Consider the following 24,892-nt stretch of genomic DNA (forward strand, 5'->3'; position numbering starts at 1 on the left):
CTAACTGGGGAGGAACCAGCGTGGTGGTTTTCAATGTGAGCACGGCAGTTAAGCGTCGGATCCGCACCACCGCACTGACAGCCGGACCAGCATTGATGCTCATCATGGCCGCCGCAGTCCCGGCACAGGCCGCCGGCATCCCGGCCGAGGCCGCCGCGGAGAACGCGCTGTCCGGCGCGATCACGCCGGATGTCAGTGTCGCCAAGTCCGCCGGCACCAGTTACGCCACGGCGATGCTGAACAAGCTCGGCCGCCAGGCCCACCTCGAGCGCGTCGCCGCGCAGCTGCCCACCCTGCGTCAACTCGCTGCGGCCCGCGCCACCGAAGCCGACAGTGCCCGCAAGGCGCAGACGGCCACCGCAGCGTCCGTCACTCGCGCGAGCACCGCCGACACAGCGGCACGAGCGAAACTCGCCTCGGCGAAGCGTGCCGTCACCCTCGCCAAGAAGACGCTGACGGCCGCGAAGAAGCAGCGCCCGTACAGCAGCACCCGGGTCGCCAAGGCCACCAAGGCGAAGACCACGGCCGAGAACGCCGTGCGGACCCGCGCCGCCACCGTCACGACCACCGCGTCGGCGCTGTCCGCCGCCCGTAAGACCAACACCACGGCGGTTGGCACCCTGAACGCCGCCACCGCCACGTACCAGAGCGCCGCCAAGAAGGTCAGCAACGCGCAGCTGGCGATCAAGGCGTGGCCCGCCGAGCGGGCGGCACTGGCAGCGCAGGCCGCGTCGCTCAGCCAGCAGGTCGTCACCCAGTCCCGGACCGCCTTCTCCACCGTGAACGTCTACGGCGTCACCGTCAACCGGGTCGTCGCGTACCAGTTCCAGCACATGATCGACGACGCGGCTAAGGCCGGCGTGAAGCTGTCCGGTGGCGGGTTCCGTACCAAGCAGCAGCAGATCGCCCTGCGTACCGCGAACGGCTGCCCGGACGTCTGGACCGCCCCGGCGTCGTCGTGCCGCGTCCCGACCGCGATCCCCGGCCGTTCCTTGCACGAGGTGGGTCTCGCGATCGACATGACCGCCGACGGCAAGTCGATGAACACCCGCAAGAGCGCCGGCTTCAAGTGGATGGCCGCGCACGCCGGCAACTACGGCTTCGTGAACCTGCCGTCCGAGCCGTGGCACTGGTCCATCACCGGGGGCTGAGCAAACGGCGGACTTTTGGCGGGGCGGAATCGTACGGTGAGCTGGTGACCGTGTTTTCTGACCTAGGCGTCCGGACCAAGATCCTGGCGGCGATCGCGGTCGCCGCCGCCGTGGCCCTGGTCGTCGGCCTGGTCTCCCTCGCGGCACTGAACCGTGCCGCGGACTCCGCGCAGAGCATCTACGACAACAACGTTGCGAACGTGGCCCAGGTGGGCCAGATCGAAGTGGCGATCACCAAGACCCGCCTCGACCTGGCCACCTCCGCGATCGCTCCGGACGACGCCACCAGCGACAAGTACAACGAGGCGTACGCCGCCGACCTGCTCGCGGTCGACGCGGCGATCGCCAGTTACCGCGACGGGACGTTCGCCGGCGATCCCGACGTGCTCGACGACCTGACGTCGACCTGGGCGTCCTTCGAAGAGGCCACCCAGGACAAGCAGGCCGCCGCGGCACAGGACAACGACTACGCCACCTGGATCGCGGTCAACGAGGACACGATCGTGCCCATCGCCGACGAACTCACCGCCCAGGTCGCGGCGCTGACGAAGTCCGAGGCCGAGGACGCGTCCGCCTCGGCGGCGGCGGCCCAGTCCAGTTCGGCGTACAGCCGCACCCTGTCCATCACGCTGCTCGTCCTCGGCCTGCTGCTCGCACTCGGTCTGGGCATCCTCGTGGCCGGAGCGATCGTACGGTCGCTGGGCCGGGTCAAAGCCGTCTGCGACGCGCTCGCGGACGGCGATCTCACCCACACCAGTGGCCTGACCTCGCACGACGAACCGGGCCAGATGGGCCGGGCGCTGGACACCGCGATGGGCCGGCTCCGGCAGACGATCTCCACCATCGACGGGTCGGCGTCCTCGCTGGCCAGTGCGACCGAGCAGATGACCGGCGTCACCACGCAGATCGCCGCCTCCGCGGAGCGGACCACCGGCCAGGCCCGGACCGTGGCGGCCGCGGCCGAACAGGTCTCCCGCAGCGTCGACACCGTCTCGGCCGGCAGCGAGGAGATGGGCGCGTCGATCCGGGAGATCTCCCAGAACGCCACCGAGGCCGCCCAGGTCGCCAGCGAGGCCGTGCAACTGGCCTCGTCGACGACGGTGACCATGAGCAAGCTCGGCGCGTCGTCGGCGGAGATCGGCAGCGTCATCAAAGTCATCACCACGATCGCCGAGCAGACCAACCTGCTCGCCCTGAACGCGACGATCGAAGCCGCCCGCGCCGGTGAGCTCGGCAAGGGGTTCGCCGTGGTCGCCTCCGAGGTCAAGGATCTCGCCCAGGAGACCGCCCGGGCCACCGAGGACATCTCCGGCCGGGTCCAGGCCATCCAGGTCGACACCGCCGGAGCGGTCACCGCGATCGAGGAGATCAGCCGGGTGATCGCCCGGATCAGCGATTTCCAGACCACCATCGCCTCGGCCGTCGAGGAACAGACCGCCACCACCTCGGAGATGAACCGCAGCGTCAGCGAAGCCGCCGCCGGCACCACCGACATCGCCCGGACCATCACCGCGGTCGCCGAGGCGGCCCGGGTCACGGGGGAGGGCGTGGCACAGTCGCAGGACGCCACCCAGCAGATGGCGCGGATGTCCACCGAACTCAGCGGCCTGGTGACCAGCTTCCGGTACTGACTCCCGACTACCCACTTTCGTGGCTATTCACGTTTCTGCAACGTTTCTAGACTCTGTATCCCGTTGCCGGAATACGTTGGAGTCTTCCGTTGGACATCGCTGTCATTCTCACCGGCGCGCCCGGATCCGGCAAAGGCACTCAGGCCTCGACCCTCGCCGAACGGCACGGGCTGCCGCACCTGTCCACCGGGGACCTGTTCCGCCACCACATCACCCGGGGCACCGAGCTGGGGCGTACCGCGCAGCAGCACCTCGACGCGGGCCACTACGTCCCCGACGAGCTGACCAACGCGATGGTCCGCGACCACATCGAACGCAACGCCGCGGACGGCCGGATCATCCTGGACGGTTACCCGCGGACGCTGGCGCAGGTCGAATTCCTCGACACCCTGCTGACCGGCCTGGTCGTGGTCAACCTGGTCGTCGCCCCGGCCGAGCTGCAGCACCGCCTGGAGCGCCGTGGCCGCAGCGACGATCTGGCCGACGTGGTCCGCCACCGGCTGTCGGTCTACGCGCGGGAGAGCGAGCCGGTGCTGGCCGCATATCGGCAGCGTGAGGTCCTGCACGACATCGACGGCATCGGCGATCTCGACGCCATCGCCCGGCGCATCGACGCCGCCCTGAGCCTGGAAAAGGCGAAGTCAGCTCCGTAGTCCGCGGTACCGGTGCACCGCCTCGGCTCGCGACCGCGCGCCGAGGCGCACCATCAACGCCCGCATGTACGTCTTGATCGTCTGCTCGCTCAACCCGAGCCGCTCCCCGATCTCGGCGTTGCGCAGGCCGATCTCGGCGAGCTCCAGGACCTCCCGCTGCCGGGGCGTCAGCGGCGCGGCGACCGGCCGAGGCTGATCCACGAGCTGCAACAACGCCTGCCGGGTCCGCTGATCCGACGTCGCGTGGGCGATCTCCCGCAGCCGTCCGGTGAGGTCGGGCGTACCGATGCGCCGCTCCACCTCGTCGCGCACCGAGATCTCCAGCGAGGCCGCCTGCCCCTCGGCGGCCAGCGCGGACACGATCTCCGGGGTGAGCGCCGCGTCGTCACGGGTCCCGGCGTAGAGCAGCCCGCGCACCCGGCTCCCGCTCATCAGCGGCACGACCGCGAGCCCGACGATGCCCTCACCGAGCACCGACTCGTCGTAGTCGTGGGTGATCCCCGGCGCACGGTCGTACCGCGGCAGCGCCAGCAGCCGTTTCTGCACCAGCGCCTGACCGCCGAGCCCCTGATGCGGCCGGATCACCAGCGACGTCAACGCCGACGTGTGCGCACCGACACTCACCGTGACCGGCACGTCCGTCGTACCCACGCCCCCGAAGATCAACGGGATGTCGTGACGCAGCGCGAGGTTACGGACCGCCCGCGCGAGCAGCGCACTGTCGTTCTGCCTCAGCTCCACGATGTCCTCCCACAGCCGCGCCGCCGAGACCCAGCATGGATCACCGACCGGCTTGAGCGCCAGCATGCTTCTGGTCACCGCAGGCGACGCGCCTGCGCTCCATTCCCATTCTTGGGTACGCCCAAAGAGCACATCTGCGTAGATCTGCCAGACTTCGTCCGTGGTGACACAGGAGCTCCTGAACGCGGCAGCGACCGACCCTGATTCCCCGGCCTGGACGGCGATCAGAAGAGCACAGGCCGATGCTTCACTGCTGCCGTGGCTGGCCCGGACCGCGGCCGGCTTCGACCCCCGCGCCCGCGACGGGGTGGTGGTGCTGGCCGGCATCCTGGCCGTGGAGGCCACCGACGAGGAACGCGCCACCCACAGCAGTGAGATCGCCCAGCTGAAGTCCTTCGCCGCCGAACTGCTGCCGACCATGACCGACGACGAGGACTACGTGATCCTGCGCCAGGCCATGCTCGCCCTCGACGGCGACGAGATCTGGGGCACCTGGCTGGACGCCCTGAACGCCGGCGAGATCGACGTCCCCTGCCCCGAATGCGACGAACCCCTGCTGTACGCCCTGACCGACGACACCATCGAACCGGGCCTGAGCTCACCCCTGGCAACCCAGTTGCACACCGAGGCCGTGCAGGCCGGCCGTCCCGCGCTGGCAGCCGCCCTCACCCAGATGTTCGGCCACGTCACCTGCCCGGAGTGCGCCACCCGCTTCGGCCTCGGCGACCAGGTCACCTGACCCGCGCGGGCTTCACCGGTGGCGTATCACTGAGCGGCTTCGCCCGCCGGCGTCACCGCGGCCTTCGCCGCCCACCAGCCGACGATCCGGTCCACGACCGGCGCGGAGCTGCGAGCCCAGTAGATGTGATGGTTGCTCGCACCCTCCGGCACGTCCGCGTGCCGGTACAGCCAATTCGTCACGCTCTCCGGCGCGAACAACCGCTCACCGAACGCGTGAACGGCACTCTCCGGCGCCAGTCGATCCCCTTCCAGCGAGATCAGCAGCGAAGGACTCGTTATGGACCCTTCCGCGGGGAACGGCGTACGCCCGGTGACCGCCATCCGCCCCCACTCCCGCATGAGAGTGCGCGCGCCGGGTCCGCCGAACGCCGGCGCCGGCAGGTAACCGAACACCCCGGTGAGCACCGGCACGATCACTGAACCCATCAGCAGAATCGGCAGCCCACCCCACGGATAGTCCCGGTGATAGGGCAGCGCCCCACCGACGGTGACCACCCCGTCCGCCGGCACCCGGTTCAGCTGATGCCCGGCCGCGATCTGCGCACCCAGACTGTGCCCCAGCAGAATCACCGGCCGCCCCGGAACCTCACTACGTGCGGCAGCGACGGCGACGGCCATGTCGTCGATCTCGTCCTCGTACGACCAGTCCTGCCCCCGCGAAGCCTGCGGAGCACCGAGTTCAAATCCGCGCCGGGTGAGCGCCGTCGCGGCCCACCCCCGAGCCTCGAACGCCGCGACAAGAGACTGGTAGTACCGAGACCCGATGCCCATGGCAGGCGAGACGAGAACAATAGGCTGGTGGCGCGTCACGTCGACCATCATCGCAATCACCCGTGACCCGGCGAACGTGACACCGACCACAACGGAGAGGCTGGCAGATGCGGGTTTTCGTGGACGACGCCGCACCGCTGCGGTTCGACGACGGCTCACCGGTACGCGCCGCGTCCGCGATCGCGCCCTTCGGTGACGGCTGGCTCGTCGTGCAGGACGACGCCACCCACGCCGCCTGGTGGCGCCCCGGCTCGGTCACCGCGGTCCGGGTGATCGACCCGGTCGACGGCCTCGACGCGTTCTCCGAGGCCGCCGGCACCAAACACCTCAAGCCCGACTTCGAGTCGGCGTGCCCGGTCACGGTGAACGGCGAGCCGGCCGTCCTGCTGCTCGGCTCCGGCTCCACCACCGCCCGGATGCGGTCGTCGCTGGTGACAGCGACCGGCTTCACGACCGCCGACCTGACCCCGGTCTACCAGAAGGTCGCCGCGACCCTGGACATCCCGCGATCCCAGCTCAATCTGGAGGGCGCCGGCCGCACCGGCGACGTCCTGCACTGGTTCCAACGAGGCAACGCCGCCGCCGGTGTCCCGTCCGCCCGCGCCGACGTCGACCTGCCGTCCCTGCTGGCCGCCGCCACCGGCACGGCCGCGGCCGCACAGGTCGAGGTCACCGGCACCCGCCGCTACGACCTCGGCACGGTCGGCGGGGTGTCCCTCGCCATTACCGACGCGGTACCCCTGACCGGCGGCCGCATCCTGGTCTCCGCCGCCGCCGAGGACACCCCGAACGCCGTCGATGACGGCCCAGTGGTCGCCTCCGCCCTTGCCCTGCTCGACAACAAAAACGACAGCGACAGCGTGCTCTCCATCGCCGAGATCCCGCCCGGCCCGGACGGCCCGTGGAAGGTCGAAGGCCTGGCCATCGCCACCGAGACACCCGGCGCCCTGACTCTGCGGGCCGTCGTCGACGCCGACAACCCGATCATTCCCTCCACCCACCTGACCCTGCGCGTCCAGTGGTGACCAGCCATGCGTTCCTGCGGCCGTAGTGGATCATGAGCGGATGGCTGAGATCATCGTTGAGATTCACGTTCCGCTGACCCCCACACCCGGCGGCCCCCAGTTCCCCTGGATCGAGACGGTCGAGGACTTCCTGGTCGAGCTCGAAGACGAGGGTGCCGCCGAGTCCTACGACGAGGGCGAGGAGTTCGGCGACAACTACGTCTTCTTCATCACCGGCGGGACCGAGAAAGCCCTCCTCGCCGCCGCCTCCCGGGTGGCAACCCTGGATGGCGTGCCCCCGGGAGCATTCGCGCTGGTCACCGACGACGAAGCGGACGAGATGGGCGTCGGCCGCCGCGTCGACCTGCCGGTGAAATGAGACCTCAGCGCGCGATGTAACCGCCGTCGACGAACAGCTCCGCCCCGGTGATGAACGACGCGTCGTCGCTCGCCAGGAAGACGATCGCGGCCGCGACCTCCTCCGGCTTGCCGACCCGGCCGAGCGGCGTCGTCGCGACATAGGGCTCCTGCGCGGTGTCACCCATCATCGGCGTCTCGATGAACCCGGGGTGGATGCTGTTCACCCGGATCCCGATCGGTGCCCACTCCACCGCGATGTTCTTGGTCAGCGTGCGTACCGCGCCCTTGGCCGCGTGGTACGCCGGCGACGTCCCGAACCCACCGGACGCCCCGAAGATCGAGCTGATGTTCACCACGGACGCCGACGATGACGCCTTCAGCAGCGGCGCGAATGCCTTCGTACCCAAGAAGACGCTGGTCTGGGTGACCGCGACGACCTTCTCGTAGAGCGCGAGCGTCGTCTCCTCAAGGGTTTCCGCGTGCCCGAGCCCGGCGTTGTTCACCAGGATGTCGAGTCCGCCGAACTGCTCGGTGACCGCCGACACCGCCGCCGCCCACGCCTCTTCGGACGTGACGTCCAGGTGCAGGAACACCGCCGTTCCGCCGTTCTTCGCGATCTCGGTGACCACCTCGGCGCCCGGACCGTCCTGCACGTCGGCGACCACGACCGTGGCGCCCTCGGCCGCGAACCGCAGCGCCGTCTGCCTGCCGATACCGCTCGCGCCGCCGGTCACGAGCGCGGTCTTGCCATGGAATCGAGCCATCGTTCTGCTCCTTCACCCGATGTTCGCAGGTTCCTGATTAGTAAACGATACGTCTCGTATAGGTTTCTGAACCCTGTGATCTAGGTCGCCCCGCCGAAGGCCGCAGCAGAGAGCCCGTGCCCGACAATGGGTGCCATGCCTGTTGGAGGAGCCAGACCCGGAGCCGGCCGCAAGCGCGATCCCCAGGCGCAGCAAGCGGTCCTGACCGCTGCCGAGGAGCTGCTCACCGAGATCGGCTACCACAAGGTCACGATGGAACGGATCGCCGAACGCTCCGGCGTCGCGAAGATGACCCTCTACCGCTGGTGGCCCAACAAGGCAGCGGTGATCACCGATGCGGTCCGGTCGCGGCTCGCGCCGCTTTCCACCCCAGACCTGGGTACGGTGACCGACGACGCCCTGGCGCAGCTCGAGGCGATGCTCGGCACCCTGACGAAGTTCGGCGACGCCAGCGTGGTCGCCGGTGCGATGAGCTCCCGTGGCGAAGCCGGGCTGGCCGACCTGCGCGACATCCTGCACCCGTGGTTCGACGGCCTCGTGGAGATCCTCAACCGAGCGATCCGAACCGGACAGCTACCCACCGGCTTCCCGATCGCCGTGACAGCGCACGCCTGGATGGGCTACCTCGTCTACCGCGTCGTCTTCCTCCAGCAGGAGGTCACCCGGCAGGACCTGAGCACCCTGATCGCCGGTGCGGTCACGCGTACCCGGGCTCAGGCGGAAGGAAGCTCGTAGGCCGCGCTGTCGATCGGGACGCTGCGTGACTGGGCCGCCCGGCCCAGCAGCAGTGCGTAAGCGAGGAATGCGAGCCAGACCGCCGCGCCCAGCGTGACGCGCACTGCCGCGGGCAGCGCTGAGGGGGTGAGGTACGCCTCCAGCGCCCCGGCCACCGCCAGAACCGGCACCAGTCCGATAGCGATCAGCATGCCGGAGCGCGCCCGGTCGACCAGAGCCTGCCGGCGGGTACGCGTGGCGCCCGGCGCGATCCAGGCCCAGCCGATCCGCAGGCCGACCGCCGCGCCGATGAAGACGCAGGTCAGTTCGAGGAGGCCGTGCGGGGCGAGATAGATGACGAACGTGTCGCCGGCGCCCGCGCCGACCAGGACACCGCCGGTGAGGCTGATGTTGAGCAGGTTCACGCCGAGTAGGAATATCACCGGCAGAATGAGCACGCCGGCGGCGATGCACTGGGCGGTGAGCACGGCATTGTTGGTCCAGACCTGGCTCGCGAAGTTCTGCGGCTGGTACTGGCTGTAATAGCCGACGAAGTCACTCTCCACCAGATCGGTGATCTGACCCGGCGACAGGAAATGCTCGGCCACCTCCGGGTACGCCGCGATGTACCAGGTCAGCGTGGCGCCGGCGACCATCAGCAGGGTGCCGAGGCCGAGCCACCAGCGGCGGGCCTGGTACAGCTGCGCCGGGAACGTCCGGACGAAGAACCGCGGCACCGACCGCCACGCGAAACCCTGTCCGCGATTGATCGCGGCTCGCCCGGCCATCAGCTGCTGCGACAGATCGGCGAGGACGACCGGATCGGGGGAGCGGCGGCGCAGCACGGAGAGATGGGTCGCGGACCGCTGATAGAGCGTCACCAGCTCGTCGGCCTCACCGGCGCTGAGCCGGCGCCGCCGCGCGAGCTGCCCCATCCGATCCCACTCGCCGGCACGTTCCAGGACATACGCGTCGAGATCCACCCGTGCGCCTTTCGTGTTTACTGTCCGGGTGACTGTGCTGGGTGGCGAGCGGGTTGTCAACGCGGAGGCGGTGGCGCTCGACGTGCGCCCGGCCAGGCTCGGATCCCGGGCGCTGGCACTGGGCTTTGACATCTGCGTGCAGGCGGTGCTCGCGCTTCTCCTGCTGTTACTGACCTCGGTGACGCTGCGTGCCCTGCCGCCGAGCTGGGTCGACGACGCGTTGTTCGACGCGACCTGGCGGATCGCGGTCGTGATCGTGGTGCTCGGCTACCCGACGGTGATCGAGACGATGACCAACGGCCGCAGCCCGGGCAAAATGGTGGTGGGTCTGCGGGTGATCCGCGAGGACGGCGGCCCGATCCGGGTCCGGCACGCGTTCACCCGGTCCCTGGTCGGCTTCGCCATCGAATGGCCCGGCCTGCTGTTTCCCCTGGTCACCTGGGTGGTCAGTCTCGGCACGATGCTCGGCTCCGCCCAAGGCCGCCGTCTCGGCGACCTGGCAGCGGGCACGATCGTCGTGCACGTGCGCAGGCCGTACCCCTGGCTGCACGTCCCACCGATGCCCCCGCCGCTGGCCGGCTGGGCCGCGGTCGCCGACCTGTCCGCGGTGAGCGACGACCTGGCACTTTCGGTCAGGCAGTACCTGTCCCGAGCCCACCTGCTCCGCGACCCGCACCGCTCCCGGCTGCGCCACGAGCTGGCCTCCGAGGTGTCGGCGAAGACCCACCCGTCCCCGCCACCGGGCACCCCACCGGACGCCTACCTGTCCGCCGTCCTGGCCGAACGCCGCCGCCGAGCCGAAGGCGCCCTGTCCGCGGGCCGAAACCTGTCCCACCAGGTCCTCCTCCCCGCCGAACCCCCGGGCGCGCCGATCCGCTCAGCCTCACCCACCCCCGGCCCGTAAGCCGGGGGTCAGCAGGGGACCTGGGTGCGGTTCGCTTTCTGGGTCCAGGTGCAGGTGTCCACCGCGCTGCCGGTGGGGTCGCGCAGGGTGGCGGTGTCGCCGGTGTTGTTCCAGAGGTAGTTGCCGCTGTTCCAATACCTGTCGGTCGCCGTGTCGGTGCCTCGGCCGGTGTGCAGCCGGAGTTTCGCCTTGGCCGCGATCGTCACCGCGCCGAACGTGTAGACCCGCCCGCCCTGCTCGCGGATCGACCAGCCCTTGATCGCGACGGGCTTGGCGCTCTCGTTGACCAGGGCGACCCACTCGGCATTCACGCTCTCGTTGGTACGCGTGTCCTTGCCGGGGGAGTCGTACTGGGCGACGTCAAGCCGCGGCACCGGCGTGGTGACGGCCTGAGCCGGAACGGCCTGAGCCGGAACAGCCTGAGCGGGAACAACGGCGGCGAGCGCGCTGGCGATGAGCAGGATCACGCGTTGATTGTGCCGCTTTGGGCTATTGTCGGCCTAGGCTTCCACGAACGAGTCAGCCAAGCGTCGACTGCGATAGCTTCGAGTCTTGTGCCGGTTTCCGCAGACCTCCATCGAGCACCAGCGACCGGCCCCGCCACGGGACGCGTCGTAGAACGCCCAGCGGCAGTCGGGCGCCGCGCACAGCCGCAGTCGCTGCCAGCTGCCGTCGGCGACCGCGTGCGCGACGGCGACCGCGATCACGCCCAGCGCGGGGTCGGCGACCGGCGAGCCGATCCGGAGCCGGCCGTCCGCGAAGGCTTCGAGGCGCAACGGGAAGGCGGCGATCGCTTCGGCGGCGGATCCCTCGCCGGCAAGCGCCGCGCGCAGGGAGGCGCGCAGCTTGGCGGCCGCTTCGCGGTCCGCCACCTGGTGGGTGGAGACCCAGGCGGAGAGGGTGTCGGCGCCCTTGTGGGGTACGCCATGACGGCTGAACGTACGTTCGTCGAGAGTGTTGAGAAACTCCTCGACGACCCGAAGATCGATCACGCCGCCACTGTACAGCAGGACGACACCAATGCTCGCGTTCACCGGTGTTGGTCGCTCCAAGGCGTGGTCAGAAGCCGATCGCCTCACGGACCAGGACCACTGTGCCTCGTCCGGGGAAGGCCTCACGCTCCAGGATCAGGATCTTCGCGAGGAATGAGGACTGGCCGTACCGCTCCTGCAGACGCTGCTGCTCGCGCGGCAGGCTGTAGGTGCGCAGCCGCCGCAACGCCGTCTCGAGGTCGGGCACCACCTTCTGTGCGCCGGCCACCCAGATCACCTGCCGGGCGCCTGAAGCGTACGGGGCGAACTGGCTGCCGCTCGCCGAACCGATCACCAGATGACCCTCTTCGGTCACGGCGTGGACACTGCCGACCACGACGTCGGGCTGGGCCCCGAGACGGATCACGTCATAGACGTCGTCCGAGGCGGGCGCGGCGTTCGCGCGTACCGAAAGGAAGTCTCCTGAGTCGTCGAGGTCGGACGTGATGCCCGAGACGCGAAGCGTCTCGCTGAGTGCGGTGAAAACGGTCTTGTCACGGGGGACCAGGCCGGCGACGAGGCGGCGGGCGTCGTCGGCGGTGTCGGTCACGTGGGTGAGAAAGCCGTTGTCCTGCAGCGCCTTGGCAGCCCGATCGACCCGGTCGGCCTCGGCGGCGACGGCAAAGGTTGCGTCCATATCTGGTTCTCCCATCTGGTAACTAGGACCATCGTCGGAGACGATGAAGCGACGCGGAAGACGGCACTTCGCCGTGCCTGGGTTACCTGGAGGTGCCTGTGGAGACCGAGGACTGCCGGGTTCGCGAGGTGCTGGACAAGGTCGGTGACAAGTGGTCGGTGAGTGTCATCGGAGTCCTCGGCCGGGAAACCCGCCGGTTCAGTGAGGTCAAGCGCGCCATTCCCGGTATCAGCCAGCGCATGCTCACCGTGACGCTGCGCGCTCTCGAGCGCGACGGCCTGGTGACCAGGACCGTGTACGCGACGGTGCCGCCGCGGGTCGACTATGCGCTCACGGCGCTGGGGCTGACGCTGCTCGACTCGGCGTGGCCGCTGATGAACTGGGCCCTCGACCACGTGGGGGAGATCGACAAGGCGCGGGACGCGTACGACCGGCAGCGCCCCGAGGTGCCCCCGCAGCAGCCATGAACGCGGCCCATCCAGCCGCACCGCACCGAGCCCCGCCCGCGCCGCACCGCCACTCGCCGCGCCGCACCGAGCCCTGCCCGCGCCGCACCGCCACCCGCCGCGCCGCACCGCCACTCGCCCCGCGCCGCCACGCCGCGATCTTGGCAGGCTGCGCCCATTTCGGCGGGGAGCTTGCCAAGGTCGCGAACGGGGTGGGCGGCGGCGGGTGGGATGGGAGCGGTCAGCGAATGTTCTTCGCCCTGGGGGATACGACCAGGCCGCCGCCGGCCAGCGGGCCGGACCAGAGCTTGCCGGCGACCGTGACAGTCAGGATGTTGCCGGAGACGGCTACGGCGAAGGCGTGTTTGCCCTTGCCGTCGAGCGTACCGACGCCGGTGTAGAGCGCCGACTTACCCAGCACCACCGCCGGGCCCTGGCTGGTCGCCGCGAAGACACGGCCGTCGGGCAGCCGTAGCCACGTGGCGCCGCCGTACGCGCCGCCCTTCGCCACGAATGCCACGTCGGGGCCGTTCTTCAGCCAGCCGCTGCCGGCGACCTGGCCGGCGCCGGTGACATAGGTGACCGTGTACGGCAGCGTCACCGACGCCGAACCGCCATCGTCGTCACTTACGGTCACCTGCGGGCGGTAGGCGCCAACTGCGGTGAAGGCGTGCTTCACGGTGCAGACGCCGGCCGCAACGGTCCCGGCCGACGAGACGCCGTCGCCCCAGGTGGCCGTGCAGGTCAGGGCGTCGGCGCTGCCCGGGTCGCTTACCGATACCTGCCGGGTCACGACGGATCCGGTGGAGACCGGCGCGGTGGGTGCGGGCCTGCCACCCGGTGCCACAGCGACCGGAGCAGCGTTGCTGACCGTGACGGTAGTGACGTCACTGCTGGCGGTTCCGCTCGCGCCTGCGGTGGAGCCAGTGCCGGTGGAGGTAGTGGCGTTGGTGGGGTCGGTGGTCAGGGTCAGGTTGAAGGTTCCGTTGTCGGGGCAGGTCACTGTGGTAGCCGGGTCGTGGATGTCGGCGAACGTGCACGGGCCGGACCAGGTGGCCTGGTTGGCCGTGTTCGACACTCGGCCGGACAGCGTGATCGGTGAGCCCTCCACCCCGGAGACGTCCGGGCCGGCGTTCGCCACGGTCACCGGTGACACGCTCTCCAGCGTCGGTACGACCGGCTGGATGGATCCGTCGGCCGCGAAGCGCAGACGGTCGATGGTGGTCTCGCGATGGGTTCCGTCGCCGCCGGGTATCGCGAACCGGTGGTAGGCGATGTACCAGTCGTCGCTGCCCGGCACCCGTACGACCGAGTGGTGACCGGTGCCGAGGATGCCGAGTGACGGGTCCTTCGCGAGGATCACGCCGGCCCGGTCGCTCCACGGCCCGAGCGGCGAGTCACCGGTTGCGTACGCCACCCGGTAGTCGGCACTACGGGTGTCGTTCTCCGACCACATGAAGTAGTAGGTGCCGTTCCGCTTGATGACGAAACTGCCCTCGTTGTAGTTGGCCGGCTTGTACGTCTTGACGTGACTTGACTCGAATGAAGTCAAGTCGTCGTTCAACTTGACTTGATAGGAGTTGCCGTTGCCCCAGTACAGATACGACGACCCGTCATCGTCGGTGAACACAGCTGCATCGATCATCTGTCCGCTGTACGTTCCGGCTGCCACGAGTGGCTTGCCGAGCGCATCGACAAACGGTCCGGCCGGTGAGTCAGCGACGGCGACACCGAGATGCTTGGCGGTATTGCCGGTCGCCAGGCCGCCGCTGAAGTACAGGTAGTACTTCCCGTCGCGCTGGGCGAACGCCGGCGCCCACGCGCTGTTGTCGGCCCACGTCACGTCCGGGCCGAGGTCCAGCGCCACGCCGTGGTCTTTCCAGTGGACCAGGTCCTTCGACGAGAACGCGTGGATCTGCGTGCCCGACCAGCCGTCGAAGCCGTCGGTTGTCGGGTGGATCCAGAACGTGTCGCCGACGACGCTGATGTTCGGGTCGGCGTACAGGCCTGGCAGGACCGGGCTCTTCATGACCAGGGCCTGGGCGGTCCACTCGCGCTGGGCGCCGTCCGGGCCGGTGATCGTGTATGTGACCGGCTTGCTGAAGTCACGTGCGGTGCCCGACGCCGGCGAGATCGTCGCGCCGGAGGCCAGAATGAACGACGGCGCCAGCGCGGTCAGCGACGTGCCCTCGGCCACCGGCAGTTTGACCACGGCATTCGTGTCGTCGACGATCGCGTCCACCTTGAGCTGCGGCAACGTCACCGCGGCAATCGACGTCGTCCTACCGGCCAGGGTGAGGATCTCCGGCGCGGACAGCGCCGTGTTGTAGACCCGGAAGTCGTCCACCTCACCGGCGAAGTACGGGTCGGACGAGTACAGCGACCGACCCACATAACCGCTGTACGCCTTCGCCGGGTCGTACAGATCGGAGGGTTTGACCGTGACCCCGGTCGCGGAAGCGACCTTGACGCCGTTGAGGTACATGGTCGCGGTGCTGCCGTCGACCGTGACGGCGAGATGCTGCCAGCTGCCGCCGGGCAGAGGTGCGGTGGACGGCAGCTTCGACTCGGCCGACCACGATCCCGTGGTGATCGCCGAGTAGAGCGCGTTGCCGCCGTTTCGCGGACTGCTGAACAGGTATTTCGTGCTGTCCGGCCCCAGACCGTAGATCCACTGGTTGACCGTGGTGGACGCGTTCCACTTCACCCAGGTCGCGACGGTCGCCTTCGACGCCTGGCGCAGCACACCGTTCGGGATCGTCACGTAGGGCGAGTTGGTGCCGCCGGCCATCGCGAACGAACTGCCGGAGACGCCGGTGCCCCAGGCCGGAGTGCGGTTGTAGACACCGTCGAAGCCGTTGCCGGAGCTGTCCTTCGCGACGGTTCCGCTGGTCTCGTCGAACTTGTAGTGCACGCGGAGGCCCTGTGCCGGCGCCGGCTCCTCAAACCGAGCCGAGATCCGGTCGTATTCAGCCTTGGTGACCGGCAGGATCGTGCCGTGTCGGGGCCGGGACGGCAGGCTGTAGCTCGGCTCCGCGGTCCAGACGCCGGAGTCCAGGTCGGTCGTGGAGAACGGCACGTAACCGCGGCCGCCGTACTCGTCGATGAAGAGGTACCACTTGTCAGCGGTGTTCGACTTGAAGATCAGCGGGCCCTCGCCCTGGCTGAGCGCCCCGGACCCGATGCACTCCTTGACCAGGTCGTAACTCAGGTCGAGCAGGTCCGTCGACTTCTCCTGGATGAGGAACTTGCTGCACGGCGACGTGGACGAGTTGTTCCGCTCGTCCTTGGTGATCCGGTGGTAGACACCCTCGTGCTCGATCACCGTGGAGTCGATCACCGAGTACCCGGGGTCCTTCCAGACCTTCGGCTCGCTGAACGTGTAGAAGTCGCGGGTCGTCGCGTACATCATCCGGTTGTAGGTGCTGCCCGAGTGCGACGTGTCAGCGGCGTCGTAGAGCTTCGAGGCCCAGAAGACCACGTACGCGCCCAGCGACGTGTCGTAGAACGCCTCCGGCGCCCAGGTGTTGCCGGCCGTGTCCGGTGACACCTTGACCAGGCGCTGGTCGGTCCAGTTCACCAGGTCGGTCGACTCCCACACCATGATCGACTTGCTGCCGGTGCGCTGCGAGGCGTCCCAGTCACCGTTGCCGTAGATCTTGAGGTCGGTGGCGATCTGGTAGAACTTGTCGCCCTCCGGCGAGCGGATGATGAACGGGTCCCGCAGGCCCTGGGTGCCGAGCGTCGAGGTGAGCACCGGCTGACCGTTGTTGATCTCACGCCAGCGCAGCGGGTCGTTGCCGTCGGACAGAGCGTTGTAGACCTGCTCGCCGTTCGAGGAGCCCTCGCCGGTGAAGTAGCTGAACAGGTAACCCTCGTACGGGGCGGCGGCCGGCCGGGCGGGGACGACAGCGGTGAAGTCCCGGTCCGCTGTCGCGCTGCCGGCTGTCACATGAGCCGTCAAGGTGATCGATGACGACGAAGAGGGCCGGCGAACCACCCCGGTCGGTGAGATCACCGACGGGTCACTCGACGACCACGTCACCGTCGTGCCGAAGGACCCGGCGACTGGCAGCGTCAGGTTGCCGCGCACGTCATCCAGGTTGTTGACCGCTAATAAAACAGCCGCGGCCTCAGCGGTCTCTTGATCGCCGTACTCCGCGCGTACCGAAATGGTGAAGGTCTTGGTCCCGGAAGCCGCACCGCGCCGCAGGGTTGCGGTGAGCGTGGCGTGCCCATCGGGCGCGCCCGCGGCCGGACGGGTGACCTTGCCGGTGGCCGTGACCAGCGCGGGGTCGCTGGTGGACCAGGTGATCGCCGAGCCGTTGGCGGCGGTCGCGGGCAGCGTGAGGTCGGCGATGACCGCGCTGGTGTCGCCCAGATCGAGGGCCGCGGTGTCGGCCGTGACCGCCTCGGAGTTCGACGGAGCGGCGAGAGCGAGAGCCTCGTCGGCGGCAAGGGCGCGGTCGTAGACGCGGAAGTCGCGGATGCGGCCGTTGAAGTAGCGGTCGCCGGTGTAGAGCGAGCGGCCGATGTAGTTCGCCGTGGTCGAACCGCCGCCGATCGCGCTCGGCAGGACGCTGATGCCGGTGTTCGTGGCGACCGCGACGCCGTCCTCGTAGAGCGTGCCGGTGGTGCCGGTCTGCGTGTACGCGACGTGCTTCCACGTGCCCCGGCCGAGATTGCGGCCGTCGGCCGGGCGGGTGTTCTGCTCACCGGTCCAGTTGCTCAGCGAGATCGAGTTACGCAGCGTGTTGCCGGTTGCGAAGAGGTACCCGTTTCCGTAACCGGTGGCAGCGTCGGTGTTGCCGAAGCCGTAGAGGAAGTACGGCGAGGCCTGCGCGGGGTCGATCTTCACGTCGAAGGCGACGCTGACCGCGGACCGGTCGCGCAGCAGGTTGTCCGGCAGCTTCACGTAAGTGTCGGCGCCGTTGAACCTCAGACCCTGCGCGCCCTCCCACGCGGCGGCGCCCAGGACGGTGCCATTGCGGTTGTTGCCGGACGAGTCGGTGGCGACCGTGCCGGAGGTTTCGTCAAGGCGGTAATGGAGCAGAAGGCCGTCCTCCGGCGCCGCCTGTGCGGGCGAGCCGAGCGTGCTGACGGACAGGAACATGACGAGCGCTAACACACGACGCATCGGTTCTCCCGTAACGGTGGCGTTGCCGAAGTGTTAACGCTCACAGTTTGCGCTGTCAAGAAGTTCGATGTCTTGCCTGATCAATCCGGCTCAGCTCTGGCCCGCCCGGGCCGATACACACGGACATGGAACGTTGGTTCGGCACCGGGCACAGCACTCTGACCGACCCCGCCACGGCCGCCCATGAGGCCGCCGCCGCGGCGATCGAAGGGCGTCCGCCCGTGGTCGTCTTCGTCTTCTGCTCGGTCGGTTATCACGTGCCCGAGATGCTCGCGGCGGTCCGCTCGCACGCCGGCCCGGACGCGGTCGTCGTCGGCTGCAGCACGTCGGGGCAGATCGGCGCCGGATTCCAGAGCGGCGACGGCGTCGCGGTCACCGCGCTGGGCGGTCCGGGACTGAGCGTACGCACGAGCATGTCACGCAACGTGACCGGACGTCTGCGGGACGCCGGGGCCGAGGCCGCCGCCTGCCTCGCCGGGATCGAGCAGGAGCACCGAGCCTTGCTGATCATCGGGGACGGGCTCACCGGCGATCAGCACGAGCTCGTGCGGGGCGCGTACTCGGTGGCCGGCGCCACCATCCCACTGGTCGGCGGCTGCGCCGGCGACCACCTCACCTACGTGCGGACGTACCAGTTCCTCGACGACGAGGTGCTCTCCGACACCGCCATCGGCATCGCGCTCGGCTCCGACACCCCGCTCGGCGTCGGCATCGCGCACGGCTGGCGCAAAGAGGGCGCCGCCATGATTGTCACCCGCAGTCAGGACGGCCGGGTCTACGAACTCGACGGCGAACCCGCCCTCGACGTGCTGTTACGCCGCCTCGGCCTGGACGAGGCACTCTGCGACGACGAGGAGGCGTTCCGCGACGCCGCGTTCCTGCACCCGCTCGGGCTGTCCCGGCGCAGCGGCGAGGACATCCGGGTCATCCACGCCGCCGACCGCAACGATCGGTCGCTGCTCTGCCTCGCCGACGTGCCACAGGGCGCCCTCGCCTGGCTGATGGAGAGCGACACCGACGCGCTCGTCGAAGGCGCGGGGGAGTCCTGCGCGCAGGCCCTCGACGCGCTCGGCGGCCGCGAGCCACTGGGGATGCTGGTCTTCGACTGCGCGGCCCGCAGGATCACCCTCGGTGACGCCCTCGACCGGGAGATCGCGGTGATCGGCAAGGTCCTCGGCGACGTCCCGTACGGCGGCTTCTACACCAACGGTGAGATCGCCCGGGTGCGCGGCGCACTCGGCATGCACCACTTCACCATGGTCACGCTGGCATTGTCGTCATGAACCACTGGTCCACGCATCAGCTGACCGAGTTCTTCGCGGCCGTCTGCGCCCGCCCGGACGAGGCAGCCGCCACCTCGGTCGCTGTGGAACGCGCCACCGAGGTGCTGGAGGCCGAGGTCGGCGCGGTCCTGCGCGACGGCCGGGTCGACGTCGCGTGGGGCATCAGCGCCGACAAACTATCGGGCCTATCGGAGAACCCGGTGCTCGACCTGCCCGGCATCGGCGAACTGCACGTCGCCTCCGCCCGGTTCGGCGGCGGCACCCTGCTCGTCGGCCGCGCCGACGAAGCGCTCGGCCCCGAGGAACGCCAGCTCCTGCAGGCCATGGCCCAGGTGCTCGGCCTGGCCCTGGACAACCTCACCCTGCTCACCGCCGAACGCCGCCAGGCCGCCGAACGCCTCGCCCTGCTCGACTCGCTGCGCGAGGCCCGGCACGACTCACTGACCGGCCTGCCCACCCGGGTGCTGTTCCTGGAGAAGCTGCGCGAAGCCGGCACGGCCAGCGTGCTCTTCATCGACCTCGACCGATTCAAAGCCGTCAACGACAGCCTCGGTCACCGCGCCGGCGACGACCTGCTCGGCCTCGTCGCCGCACGCATCCGGTCATGCATCGACGACGGTGATGTACCCGCACGGATCGGCGGCGACGAATTCGCGGTCCTGCTCCGCACGTCTCGCGGCGACGAAGCGGTCGCTGTCGCCCGGCGGCTCATCGACGCCGTCCGCCGGCCGTTCCGGGTCGCCGGCCGTGACGTCTTCATCGGCGCCTCGATCGGCATCGCCACCGGCGCCGGAAGCAGCGCCGACGACCTGCTCGGCAACGCCGACGTCGCCATGTACCGCGCCAAGAAGGACGGACCCGGCAAGGTCGTCGTCTTCGAACCCCACATGCACGCCCAGGCCCTCGCCCGCCTCAACCTCGACGGCGACCTGCAGCGCGCGCTGGAACTCGGCCAGTTCCGGTTGCAGTACCAGCCGCTGATCAGGCTCGGCAGCGGCACGACCTACGGCGTCGAGGCACTGATCAGATGGCACAAACCCAGGCATGGGTACGCCTTGACGCCCGGTTCCGTGGCACCGCATGGTGCGGTGCCGGTGGACGTCGCGGCGCCGGTGGATTTCGTGTCTCCCGCTGACTTCGTGCCGATGGCCGAGGAGACCGGGCTGATCATCGACATCGGCCGGTGGGTGCTGAACACCGCCGGCGACCAGGCGGCCCGGTGGCGAACCGCCATGCCCGACCTGCGGCTCAACGTGAACGTCTCCGGCCGCCAGCTCACCGACCCGCTGTTCGTCGCCGACGTGGAGCGGATGCTGGCCCGCACCGGACTGCCCGCCGAGGCGGTGACCTGCGAACTCACCGAGTCGGTCCTGATGAACGACCCGGCCGTCGCGATCGCCTGCCTCGGCGAGCTGCGGTCCCTCGGTGTCGGCGTTTCCATCGACGACTTCGGCACCGGGTACTCGTCACTGTCGTACCTGCGCCGCCTCCCGGTCGACGAGTTGAAGATCGACCGGGCGTTCATCGGCGAGGCCGTGCCGAGCCGCGAGGACCTCGCGGTGGTCCGGGCCGTCGTGGAGCTGGGCCGCACCCTGAAACTGCGCACGGTCATCGAGGGCGTCGAGACCGAGGAGCAGCGCCGGGCGATGCGCCGGCTCGGCTGCGACCTGGGCCAGGGCTATCACCTGTGCCGCCCGGCCGACCCGGAGAGGATTCCTGGCCTGCTGTTCGAGCCGATCGCGGCGTGAGCCGTCTGCTATTTGTAGAGGGCTCCGCACGCGCTGGACAGATCCAGCCAGGCCTGCGCCATCGCCAGGTTCAGCTTCTCGCCCGGCTCGGGCGCCGCCGCCGCGACCGCGCCGCTGGCTTTCTGCACATTGGTCGCCGCGGTGCGGATCGAATCCTGGGTGGCCTGCGCCGCGACCTGCGCCGCCTCACCGGTCCGGGCCGGATCGAGGTGCGCCTTCTCTTCGTTGACCTCACTCACCTCCGTGCAGGCCACGCGATTCACATCCGCGGCCGAGACGGTGGGCGCGGCAACCGGCGCGGCCGCCGGCTCCGCGGAACAACCCGAAAAGATCAGCAACAGTACGGGGAGAAAAAGGGTCTTACGCATTGGCGGACCATAGCGGGGTAATGCCGGACCGCCCGGTCCCGGGGGCCGATAAATGAGGCCCTGGCCGCCTTTTCTCGCGATTTTGTCACTGTACGTAAAAGGTGAATTCAATTCGCCGGAGGAGCCTCATGCACAACGCCGTTTCGTGCCGGACGCTGCGGTCCGGGAACCCCTGACACTCGTGCGGGGGAATTCCGGCGATTCCATCCCGGCGATTTTATTCCGGGATGATGACCGCCGGCCCCTCAACGACGCGGGTGGTGACCGGCACCGGATGATCCTCCTGATCCAGCACGTGGGCCACCGTTTCCGAGCGGCCTCGCTCGTGCCGAGATTCGTGCCGAGATTCGTGCCGAGATTCGTGCCGAGATTCGTGTCCAGGTTCGTGTCTAGGTTCGTTTCTAGATGAGCCAGCGGTTGCGGCGGACGAGCCGGGTCGCCGCCCAGCGGCGGCCGAAACCCAGCGTGGCGCCGGCGTTGAGCAGGGCCAGCAGAATCAGAACCGCGGCGAGCAGAAGATGGTCGCCCACGAACGGATTGGTCGCCGCCGGCAGCACGGACGTCCCCATCAGAACCGCCAGCACCGCCCCGCAGGTGGCGGCGATCCGCATACCGATGCCGAGCACCAGCGCGATCCCGATACCGGCGGCGAGGGGAGCGGTGAGCCACGAGTCCGCGGTCTCGGCGCCACGCCCGAAACCGGCGAGCCGGTCGAGAGCCGTCCACAGGAAGGTCCCGCCCAGCGCGATCCGCAGGCCGGCCAGCAGGAACCGGGCGGCGACGGCGGTTCGCCCGGTGACCCGCAGCGAGCTGTCCGGGGCGTCGGCGCGGTGCCGTGGGCTGTGCTCCGGAGATCCAACATGGACCGGGGCGATGTCGACCATCGCTCACATTCCTTCGGGCTCATGACGCACGTTCCGCAGCGCGTCCAGCGCATTCACGGATGACGGGAGACATCGACGGCGGCGGGGGCATGCCACCGGGGTCCCGGGCGACCCCCCGACCGTACGCCTCTTCCCGGCGATCGGCCGCTGTCAGCCGGAGTAGGACTCGGGGCTGCGGGCGCGCTGAGGCGTACCCCTGGGCGGGGAGTGACGCGGCGCAGGCCGCGAGGGTCGCGGTGGCGGTGACCCGACGCCTGGCTCTGATCATGCGTCGTCATCGGCGGCGCGACCGGCGGCTGAGGTGTCAGTGCTCGTCGTCGCCGGCGGTGAGGATCATCGAGAGGAAGCTGAGGGTGTCGAGGTGGCGGTGGACGAGGCTGCGGTATTCGGGGCGGCCGCCGACGCGGATGCGCAGGGCCTCGCGGATGATGCGGTGCCAGCGTTCGTCGTAGGTGCCGAGGGCGAACGCGGCGGCCTCGGTTTTCGACGTGACGCGCTGGGCGGCGAGGGTGTGGCGCAGGCGGGCGGTGCCGAGGACGCTCCAGGAAGTGGTCCAGGCGCTGGGGGTGAACGATGCCCGGATGCGCCACTGGGCCCAGTATTCCGACAGGTTCTGCAGGGTACGTTCACGCAGCGCCGGCCAGTCGGTGTGCACTGTGGGTTCGGGGCCGCGTACGGTGACGCCGCTCTGGGCGAGGATGTGCCAGGTGACCAGGTTGCGTTCGAAGCGGGACCGTTCCTGAACATGCCACTCGTGGACGGCAGGGCCCGGCGGGATGGTCTCCGGGTCGCGCTGGAGGTCACCGGGTGTGACGTACAGGCCGTCGAAGTACGTGTCGCCGTGGGTGCTGCGCAGCTCGTCGTGGATGGTGCGCAGGATCCGCGGTGGTGGGGACTCGTCGGTGACCGCCACGAAGTCGATGTCGCTGACGCCGGGGTGGTAGTCGTCGAGGGCGACCGATCCTTGCAGGTACAGGCCCTGGACGAGGCCGGGGGCATGCCGGTCGGCGAGCGCCAGATATGCCTGGCAGGTATCGATGAGGTCGGTCATCCCCGCCATGCTAGGCGCTCGCGCGCCGGTGGACCTCGGTGGCGATCACCAGGTCCTCCCAGGCCATGCCGGTGGACTTGAACAGGATGGGCCGGTCGTGGTGCACCGGCTGTCCGATCGGGATCAGGTCGGCCGGGGTTAGGTGACCCTCGGTGACCGCGTGGATCACGTCGCCGGCCTCGCGCATCGCCGTCGTGCGGTCCTCGACGATGACGTGGGCCCGGGCGAGCAGCGCGCCGTCGACCTCGCGGGCGCCGGGTTCGTGGCTGCCGACCGCGATGACGATGGCACGGTCGCTGAGCTGCGAGGAGTCGAACAGGGGTTGCCTCGCGGTGGTCGCGCAGACGACGACGTCCGCGTCGGCCAGGACCTCGGGCGCCTCGGCGGCGGTCGCCGTTTCGGCTCCGGGGATCTCGACCGGGCGGCGGGTCAGGTAGGTGATCCGGTCGAGTTCGCGGACGGCGGCCAGAGTCTCGACGTGGCCGCGGCCCTGGGGGCCGGTGCCGAAAACGGCCACGCGGGGTTTCTCCGGCAGGTACGGCAGCACCGCAGCGACCGAGACGGCGGGGGTGCGCAGCGTGGTCAGCGCGATGCCGTCGAGCAGCGCGGCCGGGGCGAGCGTGGTCGCGTCGAAGAGCAGATAGACGCCCTGGACCCGGGGTGAGCCGTGGTCGGCCACGGTGACGACCTTGACGCCCAGCCGGCCGCCGCCGGTCGACGGCATCAGCAGCATCTGCCCATTGTCGCTGGTCACGGCTGTTCTGGCCGGGTCGGACGCGGGGTCCAGGCCGGCGTGCAGCGCGGCGGTGATCGCGTCGACGGCGTCGCGGGGGCTGAGCAGGTCACGGATGCGGGCACCGTCTATGTAGATCATCGCAGCACGAATCCCGGGAAGAGTTGGTCGGCGGGGTCGGTGACGAACAGGTGCTCGCCGGTCTTGTGGGCGGTTCCGGTCACGACCGGGATCACCGTGTTGCCGGGGCCTCGCTCGACCCGGGCGTGGAAGCGGGAGCCGACGATCGAGTCGTGCACCAGGTGCTGGCCGTCTTTGATCAGGCCGGCCGCGCTCAGCGTCGCGATCCGGGACGCGGTGCCGGAACCACACGGTGACCGGTCCACCTCGCCGTCGGCGAAGATCGTGACGTTGCGGTGGTGCGGATTTCCGTACTCGTCCGGCCCGAGATCCTCGAAGAGGATCGTCCCGTAGATCCCGCTGAGGCGGTCGTCGTCAGGGTGCCGCGCGTGGTCGCTGTCGTTGAGCGCCCACTTGATCTCACGACCGACAGCGATCAGCTGATCAACGTGCTCGGGCTTGATCGTGAGGCCGAGGTCCGACACGGCGACCTGCGCGTAGATTGCCCCGCCATAAGCGATGTCGACGGAAACATCCCCGCGCGATGTGGACACCGGAACCTGCTGGGCGATCACGTGACTCGGCACGCTGACGAAGTCCACGTGCGTGACCCGCTCACCGAGCGTGTGCACCCGCGCCGTCACCCGCCCGGACGGCACATCGATGACCACATCGGTCACGCCCGATGGATCGGCCGGGATGAGTCCGGATTCGATCGCCCAGGTACCCAGCGCGATGGTGCCGTGCCCGCACGCCGTGGAAAAGCCGTCCTTGTGCCAGAACAGCACCCCGAACGCGGCACCGTCGTCGTCCGGCGGCGTCAGAAAACCGCCGTACATGTCGGCGTGCCCGCGCGGCTCGAAACACAGCATCCGGCGCAGCCCGTCCACGGCCGGATCGCCGATCGCGAACATCCTGCGCTCGGCGACAGTCAAACCCTCGATCGGTACGGGCGGACGCGTCACGATCCGGAACGGTTCACCACCGGTGTGGTAATCGATCGTGCGCACCTCAGGCTGCGACATGCTTTCCACCCT

General features: G+C 69.4%; 24 protein-coding genes. 11 read left to right on the plus strand and 13 right to left on the minus strand.

Annotated features, from left to right (window positions below):
* The first annotated feature begins 35 nt into the window (after positions 1–35).
* From B0I29_RS41955 to B0I29_RS41965, 3 genes are all read left to right on the plus strand, one after another.
* On the plus strand, positions 36–1,151 hold the full coding sequence (locus B0I29_RS41955) for a M15 family metallopeptidase (RefSeq protein WP_146617072.1): 1,116 nt from the start codon (positions 36–38) through the stop codon (positions 1,149–1,151).
* A 44-nt stretch (positions 1,152–1,195) separates the two neighbouring features.
* Complete coding sequence (locus B0I29_RS41960) at positions 1,196–2,782, plus strand: methyl-accepting chemotaxis protein (RefSeq protein ID WP_245973173.1); 1,587 nt, start codon at positions 1,196–1,198, stop codon at positions 2,780–2,782.
* Positions 2,783–2,871: 89 nt separating this feature from the next.
* Positions 2,872–3,435 carry an adenylate kinase gene (locus B0I29_RS41965; RefSeq protein WP_220091567.1) on the plus strand — a complete coding sequence of 188 codons (564 nt, stop codon included), beginning with the start codon at positions 2,872–2,874 and terminating at the stop codon, positions 3,433–3,435.
* Here B0I29_RS41965 and B0I29_RS41970 read toward each other — a convergent pair.
* The gene (locus B0I29_RS41970) at positions 3,424–4,254 is read right to left on the minus strand and encodes a helix-turn-helix transcriptional regulator (RefSeq protein ID WP_181558254.1); all 831 of its coding nucleotides are present in this window, start codon (positions 4,252–4,254) and stop codon (positions 3,424–3,426) included. The genes B0I29_RS41965 and B0I29_RS41970 overlap by 12 nt on opposite strands.
* An 82-nt stretch (positions 4,255–4,336) precedes the next feature.
* Between B0I29_RS41970 and B0I29_RS46190 the strand changes: the two genes are divergently transcribed.
* Entirely contained in the window at positions 4,337–4,915 is a 579-nt protein-coding gene (locus B0I29_RS46190; RefSeq protein WP_181558255.1) for a hypothetical protein, read from the plus strand.
* Positions 4,916–4,941: 26 nt separating this feature from the next.
* On the opposite strand, the gene B0I29_RS41980 is transcribed toward B0I29_RS46190, so the two are convergent.
* Positions 4,942–5,727, minus strand: a complete 786-nt coding sequence (locus tag B0I29_RS41980; RefSeq protein WP_111654810.1) for an alpha/beta fold hydrolase — start codon at positions 5,725–5,727, stop codon at positions 4,942–4,944.
* A 68-nt stretch (positions 5,728–5,795) separates the two neighbouring features.
* On the opposite strand from B0I29_RS41980, the gene B0I29_RS41985 reads away from it, so the two are divergent.
* Together B0I29_RS41985 and B0I29_RS41990 are read left to right on the plus strand one after the other, a co-directional pair.
* Positions 5,796–6,713: a DUF6910 family protein gene (locus tag B0I29_RS41985; RefSeq protein ID WP_111654750.1), complete on the plus strand. Its 918-nt coding sequence runs from the start codon at positions 5,796–5,798 to the stop codon at positions 6,711–6,713.
* Positions 6,714–6,753: 40 nt separating this feature from the next.
* On the plus strand, positions 6,754–7,071 hold the full coding sequence (locus B0I29_RS41990) for a hypothetical protein (protein WP_111654751.1): 318 nt from the start codon (positions 6,754–6,756) through the stop codon (positions 7,069–7,071).
* Between the two features lie 4 nt (positions 7,072–7,075).
* Here B0I29_RS41990 and B0I29_RS41995 read toward each other — a convergent pair whose 3' ends face one another.
* Positions 7,076–7,816 carry an SDR family NAD(P)-dependent oxidoreductase gene (locus B0I29_RS41995; RefSeq protein ID WP_111654752.1) on the minus strand — a complete coding sequence of 247 codons (741 nt, stop codon included), beginning with the start codon at positions 7,814–7,816 and terminating at the stop codon, positions 7,076–7,078.
* Between the two features lie 135 nt (positions 7,817–7,951).
* On the opposite strand from B0I29_RS41995, the gene B0I29_RS42000 reads away from it, so the two are divergent.
* Positions 7,952–8,551, plus strand: a complete 600-nt coding sequence (locus B0I29_RS42000; protein ID WP_245973174.1) for a TetR/AcrR family transcriptional regulator — start codon at positions 7,952–7,954, stop codon at positions 8,549–8,551.
* Here the strand turns inward: B0I29_RS42000 and B0I29_RS42005 are convergent.
* The gene (locus tag B0I29_RS42005) at positions 8,530–9,513 is read right to left on the minus strand and encodes a stage II sporulation protein M (protein WP_111654754.1); all 984 of its coding nucleotides are present in this window, start codon (positions 9,511–9,513) and stop codon (positions 8,530–8,532) included. The two genes, B0I29_RS42000 and B0I29_RS42005, sit on opposite strands and share 22 nt — an antisense overlap.
* 28 nt (positions 9,514–9,541) lie before the next feature.
* Between B0I29_RS42005 and B0I29_RS42010 the strand changes: the two genes are divergently transcribed.
* Positions 9,542–10,417, plus strand: coding sequence for an RDD family protein (locus B0I29_RS42010; RefSeq protein WP_245973175.1), 876 nt, complete (start codon positions 9,542–9,544; stop codon positions 10,415–10,417).
* An 8-nt stretch (positions 10,418–10,425) separates the two neighbouring features.
* On the opposite strand, the gene B0I29_RS42015 is transcribed toward B0I29_RS42010, so the two are convergent.
* From B0I29_RS42015 to B0I29_RS42025, 3 genes are all read right to left on the minus strand, one after another.
* A complete protein-coding gene (locus B0I29_RS42015) occupies positions 10,426–10,884 on the minus strand; it encodes a lamin tail domain-containing protein (protein ID WP_245973176.1) in 459 nt (152 codons plus the stop codon).
* 33 nt (positions 10,885–10,917) lie between these two features.
* Complete coding sequence (locus B0I29_RS42020) at positions 10,918–11,409, minus strand: CGNR zinc finger domain-containing protein (RefSeq protein WP_111654813.1); 492 nt, start codon at positions 11,407–11,409, stop codon at positions 10,918–10,920.
* Positions 11,410–11,476: 67 nt separating this feature from the next.
* Entirely contained in the window at positions 11,477–12,085 is a 609-nt protein-coding gene (locus B0I29_RS42025; RefSeq protein ID WP_220091568.1) for an LUD domain-containing protein, read from the minus strand.
* Positions 12,086–12,183: 98 nt separating this feature from the next.
* On the opposite strand from B0I29_RS42025, the gene B0I29_RS42030 reads away from it, so the two are divergent.
* On the plus strand, positions 12,184–12,552 hold the full coding sequence (locus B0I29_RS42030) for a winged helix-turn-helix transcriptional regulator (RefSeq protein ID WP_245973177.1): 369 nt from the start codon (positions 12,184–12,186) through the stop codon (positions 12,550–12,552).
* 220 nt (positions 12,553–12,772) lie between these two features.
* Here the strand turns inward: B0I29_RS42030 and B0I29_RS42040 are convergent, their stop codons facing one another.
* Positions 12,773–17,668, minus strand: a complete 4,896-nt coding sequence (locus tag B0I29_RS42040; protein WP_220091569.1) for a family 43 glycosylhydrolase — start codon at positions 17,666–17,668, stop codon at positions 12,773–12,775.
* 125 nt (positions 17,669–17,793) lie between these two features.
* Here B0I29_RS42040 and B0I29_RS42045 point away from each other — a divergent pair, with 125 nt between their 5' ends.
* Entirely contained in the window at positions 17,794–18,951 is a 1,158-nt protein-coding gene (locus B0I29_RS42045; protein WP_111654758.1) for an FIST signal transduction protein, read from the plus strand.
* Entirely contained in the window at positions 18,948–20,699 is a 1,752-nt protein-coding gene (locus tag B0I29_RS42050; protein ID WP_111654759.1) for a putative bifunctional diguanylate cyclase/phosphodiesterase, read from the plus strand. Before B0I29_RS42045 ends, B0I29_RS42050 begins: the two co-directional genes overlap by 4 nt.
* An 8-nt stretch (positions 20,700–20,707) precedes the next feature.
* Here B0I29_RS42050 and B0I29_RS42055 read toward each other — a convergent pair whose 3' ends face one another.
* The 5 genes from B0I29_RS42055 to B0I29_RS42075 all read right to left on the minus strand — a co-directional run bounded on the left by B0I29_RS42055 (position 20,708) and on the right by B0I29_RS42075 (position 24,880).
* A complete protein-coding gene (locus tag B0I29_RS42055; RefSeq protein WP_111654760.1) occupies positions 20,708–21,067 on the minus strand; it encodes a hypothetical protein in 360 nt (119 codons plus the stop codon).
* A 401-nt stretch (positions 21,068–21,468) separates the two neighbouring features.
* A complete protein-coding gene (locus B0I29_RS42060) occupies positions 21,469–21,951 on the minus strand; it encodes a hypothetical protein (RefSeq protein WP_245973178.1) in 483 nt (160 codons plus the stop codon).
* A gap of 304 nt (positions 21,952–22,255) precedes the next feature.
* Positions 22,256–23,002, minus strand: a complete 747-nt coding sequence (locus B0I29_RS42065) for an aminoglycoside adenylyltransferase domain-containing protein (RefSeq protein WP_181558256.1) — start codon at positions 23,000–23,002, stop codon at positions 22,256–22,258.
* A gap of 10 nt (positions 23,003–23,012) precedes the next feature.
* Positions 23,013–23,876, minus strand: a complete 864-nt coding sequence (locus B0I29_RS42070) for an ornithine cyclodeaminase family protein (protein WP_111654762.1) — start codon at positions 23,874–23,876, stop codon at positions 23,013–23,015.
* Positions 23,873–24,880 (minus strand): proline racemase family protein, encoded by a 1,008-nt coding sequence (locus B0I29_RS42075; RefSeq protein ID WP_111654763.1) that lies wholly within the window; start codon positions 24,878–24,880, stop codon positions 23,873–23,875. The genes B0I29_RS42070 and B0I29_RS42075 overlap by 4 nt, the downstream gene beginning before the upstream one ends.
* Positions 24,881–24,892 lie beyond the last annotated feature (12 nt).

Origin of the sequence: Actinoplanes lutulentus (assembly GCF_003259845.1) — a bacterium.
In the GTDB taxonomy this organism is placed as follows: domain Bacteria; phylum Actinomycetota; class Actinomycetes; order Mycobacteriales; family Micromonosporaceae; genus Actinoplanes; species Actinoplanes lutulentus.

What these genes read in the sequence shown, in the direction of transcription:
- B0I29_RS41990 (WP_111654751.1), top strand. Translation starts at nt 6,754, where the DNA reads ATGGCTGAGATCATCGTTGAGATTCACGTTCCGCTGACCCCCACACCC.
- B0I29_RS42050 (WP_111654759.1), top strand. Translation starts at nt 18,948, where the DNA reads ATGAACCACTGGTCCACGCATCAGCTGACCGAGTTCTTCGCGGCCGTC.
- B0I29_RS42060 (WP_245973178.1), bottom strand. Translation starts at nt 21,951, where the DNA reads ATGGTCGACATCGCCCCGGTCCATGTTGGATCTCCGGAGCACAGCCCA.
- B0I29_RS42075 (WP_111654763.1), bottom strand. Translation starts at nt 24,880, where the DNA reads ATGTCGCAGCCTGAGGTGCGCACGATCGATTACCACACCGGTGGTGAA.
- B0I29_RS42045 (WP_111654758.1), top strand. Translation starts at nt 17,794, where the DNA reads ATGGAACGTTGGTTCGGCACCGGGCACAGCACTCTGACCGACCCCGCC.
- B0I29_RS42065 (WP_181558256.1), bottom strand. Translation starts at nt 23,002, where the DNA reads ATGACCGACCTCATCGATACCTGCCAGGCATATCTGGCGCTCGCCGAC.
- B0I29_RS42025 (WP_220091568.1), bottom strand. Translation starts at nt 12,085, where the DNA reads ATGGACGCAACCTTTGCCGTCGCCGCCGAGGCCGACCGGGTCGATCGG.
- B0I29_RS42070 (WP_111654762.1), bottom strand. Translation starts at nt 23,876, where the DNA reads ATGATCTACATAGACGGTGCCCGCATCCGTGACCTGCTCAGCCCCCGC.
- B0I29_RS42055 (WP_111654760.1), bottom strand. Translation starts at nt 21,067, where the DNA reads ATGCGTAAGACCCTTTTTCTCCCCGTACTGTTGCTGATCTTTTCGGGT.
- B0I29_RS41995 (WP_111654752.1), bottom strand. Translation starts at nt 7,816, where the DNA reads ATGGCTCGATTCCATGGCAAGACCGCGCTCGTGACCGGCGGCGCGAGC.
- B0I29_RS42040 (WP_220091569.1), bottom strand. Translation starts at nt 17,668, where the DNA reads ATGCGTCGTGTGTTAGCGCTCGTCATGTTCCTGTCCGTCAGCACGCTC.
- B0I29_RS41985 (WP_111654750.1), top strand. Translation starts at nt 5,796, where the DNA reads ATGCGGGTTTTCGTGGACGACGCCGCACCGCTGCGGTTCGACGACGGC.
- B0I29_RS42000 (WP_245973174.1), top strand. Translation starts at nt 7,952, where the DNA reads ATGCCTGTTGGAGGAGCCAGACCCGGAGCCGGCCGCAAGCGCGATCCC.